The organism is Actinomadura darangshiensis (assembly GCF_004349235.1).
GTDB lineage: Bacteria > Actinomycetota > Actinomycetes > Streptosporangiales > Streptosporangiaceae > Spirillospora > Spirillospora darangshiensis.
The window spans coordinates 1-6,097 of the sequence record NZ_SMKY01000421.1 but is presented as its reverse complement, the minus strand read 5'-3'; the positions used below and the strand labels follow the sequence as shown (position 1 = coordinate 6,097).

General features: G+C 72.1%; 4 protein-coding genes and 1 pseudogene. 4 read left to right on the top strand and 1 reads right to left on the bottom strand.

The genetic code is table 11. The annotated features are described in order from the left end of the window. From E1293_RS48240 to E1293_RS43365, 3 genes and pseudogenes are all read left to right on the top strand, one after another. Window positions 1-257, top strand: a pseudogene (locus tag E1293_RS48240) (recombinase RecQ); the annotation flags it as partial. Window positions 258-495: 238 nt separating this feature from the next. Next, window positions 496-942: a GNAT family N-acetyltransferase gene (locus E1293_RS43370; protein WP_207939456.1), complete on the top strand. Its 447-nt coding sequence runs from the start codon at window positions 496-498 to the stop codon at window positions 940-942. Window positions 943-1,472: 530 nt separating this feature from the next. After that, window positions 1,473-2,510, top strand: coding sequence for a LysR family transcriptional regulator (locus tag E1293_RS43365; RefSeq protein ID WP_207939455.1), 1,038 nt, complete (start codon window positions 1,473-1,475; stop codon window positions 2,508-2,510). Between the two features lie 80 nt (window positions 2,511-2,590). Here E1293_RS43365 and E1293_RS43360 read toward each other — a convergent pair whose 3' ends face one another. Further along, on the bottom strand, window positions 2,591-3,514 hold the full coding sequence (locus E1293_RS43360; RefSeq protein WP_132205406.1) for a carbohydrate kinase family protein: 924 nt from the start codon (window positions 3,512-3,514) through the stop codon (window positions 2,591-2,593). Between the two features lie 169 nt (window positions 3,515-3,683). On the opposite strand from E1293_RS43360, the gene E1293_RS43355 reads away from it, so the two are divergent. After that, on the top strand, window positions 3,684-6,097 hold a 2,414-nt coding region (locus tag E1293_RS43355), incomplete at its 3' end, for a bifunctional acetate--CoA ligase family protein/GNAT family N-acetyltransferase (protein WP_132205404.1).

Here is a 6,097-nt window from a genome sequence, read left to right as displayed (position 1 = left end):
TCACCTACCTGGGCGAGCTGACCCCGGTGGGAGACCCCGGCCCCCGCCGCCACAACAGCGCCCAGCGCCTGCGCTCCGTCTGGCACTCCCTGGCCGTCCCCGACGACCTGGCCGAGGCTCTCTCCAAGACCGAAGGCCCCATCCTCCTGGTCGACGACCGCACGGAAACCGGCTGGACACTGACGGCGGCCACGTACCACCTGAAATCCGCAGGCGCCGGCCCCGTCCTCCCCCTGACCCTGGCCACCCCCAACTAGTCCCGCACGCCTGGCGGCCTACCTCCCGAGAGGGCCTGACTACAGGAGGGGGTCCTGTCCGCGGGGGCGGTCCGCATGGTGTCCTGCTTGTTCTGGGGGACGTCGCACCCCGCGCGACTTTCCACGCCGCGGCTATCGACGCCACGGGCGGCTGCACCATGGCCACCTGCGCTGGGCGCTGTCCCGTGGACCTCGGAAGTGGACCTCGGAAGTCGTTGGTGGGTGTGTGGAAGGATGAGTGGCTGTGATCGACATTGGCCCGTTGCGTCCCGAGGACCGGGTCGCTTGGGAAGAGCTGGCGCGTGGTTACAAGGCGTTCTACCGCACCGTCGTGCCCGACGCGGGCTATGAGGAGACCTGGCGGCGGCTGTCGAGCGGCGCGGATTTGCACGGGATCGGTGCGCGGTTCGACGGAAGACTGGTCGGTATCGCCCACTATCTGTTCCATGCGACCTTCTGGTCGGCCGATTCCTGCTATCTCCAGGACCTGTTCGTCGACGAGACGGCGCGCGGTCAGGGGGCCGCACGTGCCCTGATCGAGCATGTGGCCGGGGAGGCACGAAAGCGGGGCGCCGCCCGCCTGTACTGGACGACCAAGCAGGACAACGTCACCGCACGCGTTCTGTACGACAAGGTGGCGCGCTTCCACGGATTCATCCGCTACGACTACCCACTTGGCGAGTAAGCGGCAATCTTGCAAGCGGGCGCGAGCCAGGTTCGGCAACGCCAGGGTGACGCCGGGCGGGCGGCTCGGTCTCGCGGAGCGGGCGGACTCGTCGGGTTGGGCGGTTTCGGCTCCGTGAACCTGGCGGCGGTCTTTGCCCGGCCGCCGCGGGGCGGCGGATGGGAGCCGGAGGGATCGCTGCCCGCGCGCCCCCGTGGGCGCGGGCGGGCGATCGGGCCGGCCCGTGCGCGCGGCCCCGCGCACGGGCCGGCGTCCGGTCCCGGCGCCGCGGCGGAGAAGGGCCGCGGCGAACGGGAGTCCAGGGCGCCGGGCGGCGGCCCCGGCGGCCGGCACCGCCGGGGCGCGCCCGGGAGCGCCGCCGTCCTTGACTGGGACGGATGACGGCGGCGGAGAGCGGCTCGAAGGAAAGTGTTCTAGAGGTTAGAAAACTCTGTCCAGTTGTTTAGGAGAACATCTTGAGATAAGTTCAGGCGGAAATGTCATCATTTCCCGCTCAGTTGACCGTGCGGCCATTTCCGGGGGAGGTAGTAATGTCCCTGCACGTGCCACCGACCCTCGACGCCCTTCTCGACGGCCCGGCCGGACTGCTCGACATGACGTTCGACCAGCTGCGGACGCTGCTGGTCGTGCACGAGACGGGGTCGGCGCTGCGGGCCGCCCGGGTGCTCGGACGCGAGCAGTCGAGCGTCCAGAAGCAGCTCGACACGCTGAACCGGAACAGCCAGGTGCTGTGCGGGGAGGTGCTGACCGTCCGGCAGGGGCGCGGCAGGGACTTCCTGTTCACCCCGACCGGTGAGGCGACCGTCGAACTGGCGCGCGGCACGTTCGAGAAATGGCTGGAGTCCATTCACCTGAGCCGGCGCCGACTCGGCCGCATGCTGACCGTCGGCACGACCGAGTTCACCCTGCCGATCGTCTCGCGGGCCTGGAACCGCGTCTCGGAGGAGTTCCGGCAGCGGGAGGTGGAGTTCAAGGTCGCCCACGTCCGCACCAAGGACGTGTGGTCACGGCTGGAGAACCGCCAGGTCGATCTCATCTGCGGCAGCATCGTCAGCACCCCCGAGGGCGACCTGCGCCTGACGGAGTACGAGGTCATCGAGTACGCCCGCGGCCAGGCGCTGCTGCTCACCAACCTGGCGGAGGCCGAGCTGCCCGACGCGCCCGTGGCGACCAGCCGCCTCGGCGGCGTGCCACTGGTGGTGCCGCCCGCCGGGCTCGTCGCCGACCTGCTCGCGACCTGGTACGGGACGAACTTCCGCGAGCGCCTGAACGTGGTCGCCGACATCGACGACGTCCACTACGGCCTGTCGCTGCTGCGGTCGGGCTTCGTCCGCGGCTGCATGATCGTCACCGGCTCGATCGGGCGGGGCATGGCCGCGCAGGAGGACCCCGACGCGGTCCCGCTGCGCGCCATCGGCCTGCACGATGACCTGGAGCCCAAGGCCGAGCTCATGACGGGCGCGTTCGTCCGGCGGGCCGACCTCGAACGGTACGACGCCGGCCACCCCCTCAACCGCCTCTGGTGCGCGGTCAAGGAAGACGTCCGCACCTACACCCCGCTCGCCTGACCTCCGGCCGGTCGAGCATCGGCCGCCGGGCCGGGCAAGCGAGTCACCCCAGGGGCCGGCCCCTGGGGTGAGAACGCCTCTTACTTGATCTGGTTGTCGACCACGTCGAGGGTGGGGCGGGCGCCGAGGTGCTGCATCGCCTGGGCGGCCAGGTGGCAGCCGGCGGTGAGCGCGTCGGCGGGCTGCTTGCCGTCCAGCCAGGGCGGCAGGAACCCCGCGACGAACGCGTCCCCCGCGCCGGTGCCGTCGATGATCTTCTCGACGGGTTCGGCGGGGACGGTGACGGCCTCGGGGCGGCCGTTGGTGTACCAGAGGGCGCCCTCGGCGCCGCTCTTGATCACGACCTGCGGGTACCAGGCGGTCAGCACCTTGGCGGCCTGCTCGGGCGAGTCGCGGCCGGTGAGGATCTCGGCCTCCTTGGCGTTGACGGCCAGGAGGCGGGCGCCCTGCGTCCACTCCAGGAAGGGCTCGGCGCCCATCCGCTTGAGCGGCGACGAGGAGCCGCCGTCCACCGAGACCGACATCTGCGCCTGGCGGGCCAGATCCAGGGTGTGGATGGCCGCCTTGCGGGAGCCCTCGTTGATCAGGGCGTACCCGGACAGGTGAAGATGCGTCCCCTGGGAGAACAGGTCCTTGCAGCGCTCGATGTCCTCGGGGAGGAGCGCGCCGTTGGCACCGGGGTCGGACATCATCGTCCGGTCGCCCTTGTGGGTGACCATCACCACGCAGGTGCCGGTGGGACGCTCCTGGTCCATGACGAGGCGGGCGTCGACGCCGTACCCCATCATCTCCATGTCCCGGTTGCGGCCCGCGATGTCGGAGCCACGGCGGCCGACGAACGCGACCTCGACCCCTTCCAAGGCGAGCCAGGCGGCCACGTTGGCACCCGAGCCGCCCCCGTGGGTCGTCACGGCGGCCGGCGTATCGCTCCCCTTGGCCAAGGGGAACGCGGCACGTGCCACGGTGTCTGTCATAAGATCGCCGACCACGACCACGCGCGTCATGGAGTCATCACCTCGATCAACACGGCCCGCGCGAGCGGCAATTCTTGGGCGTGTGGTCGACCGTAACAGCTCCGGAGCCCGGATTAGGTCTCGAACGCGCAGCGAAACCGGGGAAGCACGGTTTTTCCCGGCGCGGGCCGTGACCTGTCCGTGCCTTACCCTCGGGTACGTGACCGAGCGTTACCCGGATCAGTGGGAGGCCGACGTCGTCCTGAGCGACGGCGGGACGGCCCATCTGCGTCCCATCCGGCCCGAGGACGCCGACCTTCTGCGCACGTTCCACGCGCGGCTGTCCCCGGAGTCGATCTACTACCGGTTCTTCTCGCCGCGCCCGCACCTGTCGGACCGCGAGGTCGAGCACTTCACCACCGTCGATTACGACCGGCGTGCCGCGCTGATCGCGACGATCGCCGGGGAGATGGTGGCGGTCGTCCGCTACGACCGGCTGGGCGACCGGCCGGCGACGGCGGAGGTCGCGTTCCTCGTGGAGGACGCGCACCAGGGCCGCGGGGTCGCACCGGTGCTGCTGGAGCACATCGCCGCGGCGGCGCGGGAGCGGGGCGTGCGCCGGTTCGTGGCGAGCGTCCTGCCCGACAACCGCCGGATGACGCGCGTGTTCCGGGAGGCCGGGTACCGGGCGGAGCAGCGGTTCGAGGAGGGCGTGATCGAGCTCGTCCTGGACCTGGAGCCGACCGACACCTCGCTGGAGGTCATGACGGCGCGCGAGCACCGGGCCGAGTCGCGGTCGATCCAGCGGCTGCTGTTCCCGGGGTCGGTGGCGGTGATCGGGGCGAGCCGCGCGGAGCACAGCGTCGGGCAGACCGTCCTGCGGAACCTGCTGTCGGGCGACTTCACGGGGCCCGTGTACCCGGTGCATCCGACGGCGGTCGCGGTGGCCGGGGTACGCGCGTACGCGTCCGTCCTGGAGATACCGGACGATGTGGACCTGGCGGTCGTGGCCGTGCGCGCCGATGCCGTCCACGAGGTCGTGGAGGAGTGTGCTGGCAAGGGCGTCCGGGGGCTGGTCGTCGTGTCGTCCGGGTTCGGTGAGGTCGGGGAGGAGGGGCGGGCCGCGCAGGAGCAGCTCGTGCGGCTGGCGCGCGCCTACGGGATGCGGGTCGTCGGCCCCAACTGCCTGGGCATCGCCAACACCGACACGGGCGTGCGGCTGAACGCGACCCTCGCGCCGACCATGCCGGGACGCGGCCCGGTGGGCTTCTTCTCCCAGTCTGGCGCGCTCGGCATCGCCATCCTGGAGCGGACCGCCCAGCGCGGCCTCGGCCTGTCGACGTTCGTGTCCGCCGGGAACCGCGCGGACGTGTCCGGCAACGACCTGATGCAGTACTGGGAGGAGGACCCGGCGACCAAGGCCGTCCTGCTGTACCTGGAGTCGCTGGGCAACCCCCGCAAGTTCGCGCGGCTGGCCCGCCGGCTCGGCCGCCGCAAGCCGATCGTGGCGGTGAAGAGCGGCCGCAGCACGCAGGGCGTCCCGATCGGGCACGCGGCGCGGGCCCTCACCCTCGCCGACCACGCGGTCAGCGCGCTGTTCGAGCAGGCCGGCGTGATCCGGGTGGAGGACCTGGCCGAGCTGTTCGACGTGGCGCAGGTGCTGGCCTACCAGCCGCTCCCGGCCGGCGACCGCATCGCGATCATCGACAACTCCAACTCGCTGGGCCTGCTCGCGCAGGACGAGGCCGTCGCGCTCGGCCTGGACGTCCGCCCCCGCATCGACCTCGGCCCCGGCGCGGACGCCGACGACTACGAGGCCGCCGTCGCCGGGGCGCTGGAGGACGACACGGTCGACGCGGTCGTGGCGCTGTTCACGCCCCCGACGATCGGCGGCTACGACCTGCGCGTCCCGGAGAAGATCCTCCGGCTGGCCGCCGAGGGCCGCAAGCCGATCGTGGCGACCTACCTCGGCACCGAGGGCATGCCCGCCGACCTGCGCGTCACCGGCCCGGACGGGATGGCGGCGGAGGGCTCCGTGCCGTCCTACACCTCGCCGGAGGACGCCGTCCGGGCGCTGGCGTACGTGATCCGGTACGCACAGTGGCGGCAGCGCCCGCCCGGCCGCATGCCGGTGTTCGACGACATCGACCGCGACCGGGCGCGCGAGCTGGTCGCCGGCTGGCTCGGCGACGGCGGCCCGGTCGACGTCCCGCCGGCGCGGGCGGCCGAGCTGCTCTCCTGCTACGGCATCGACGTCGCGGAGGGCGGGGACGGGGTGCCGACCCGCATCGTCGTCCGGGAGGACGCCTCGTTCGGCGCGCTGATCTCGTTCGGCATCGCCGACGAGACCGCCGCGCTGCTGGACGACCGCGCCTACCGCCTGTCGCCGCTCGCGGACGTGGAGGCGGCCGAGATGATCCGCGCCATCCGCACGGCCCCGCTGCTGCTCGGCCACCGCGGCGCCGAACCCGTGGACGTGGCGGCCCTGGAGAAGCTGCTGCTGCGCGCGTCCCGCCTCGGCTACGACCTGCCCGAGGTGGCGCGACTGGAGCTGAGCCCCGTCATGGTCGACGGTGCCGGCGCCACCGTACGCGAGGCGACCCTGACCCTGGAGCGCCCCCTGGGCCCCCGCTC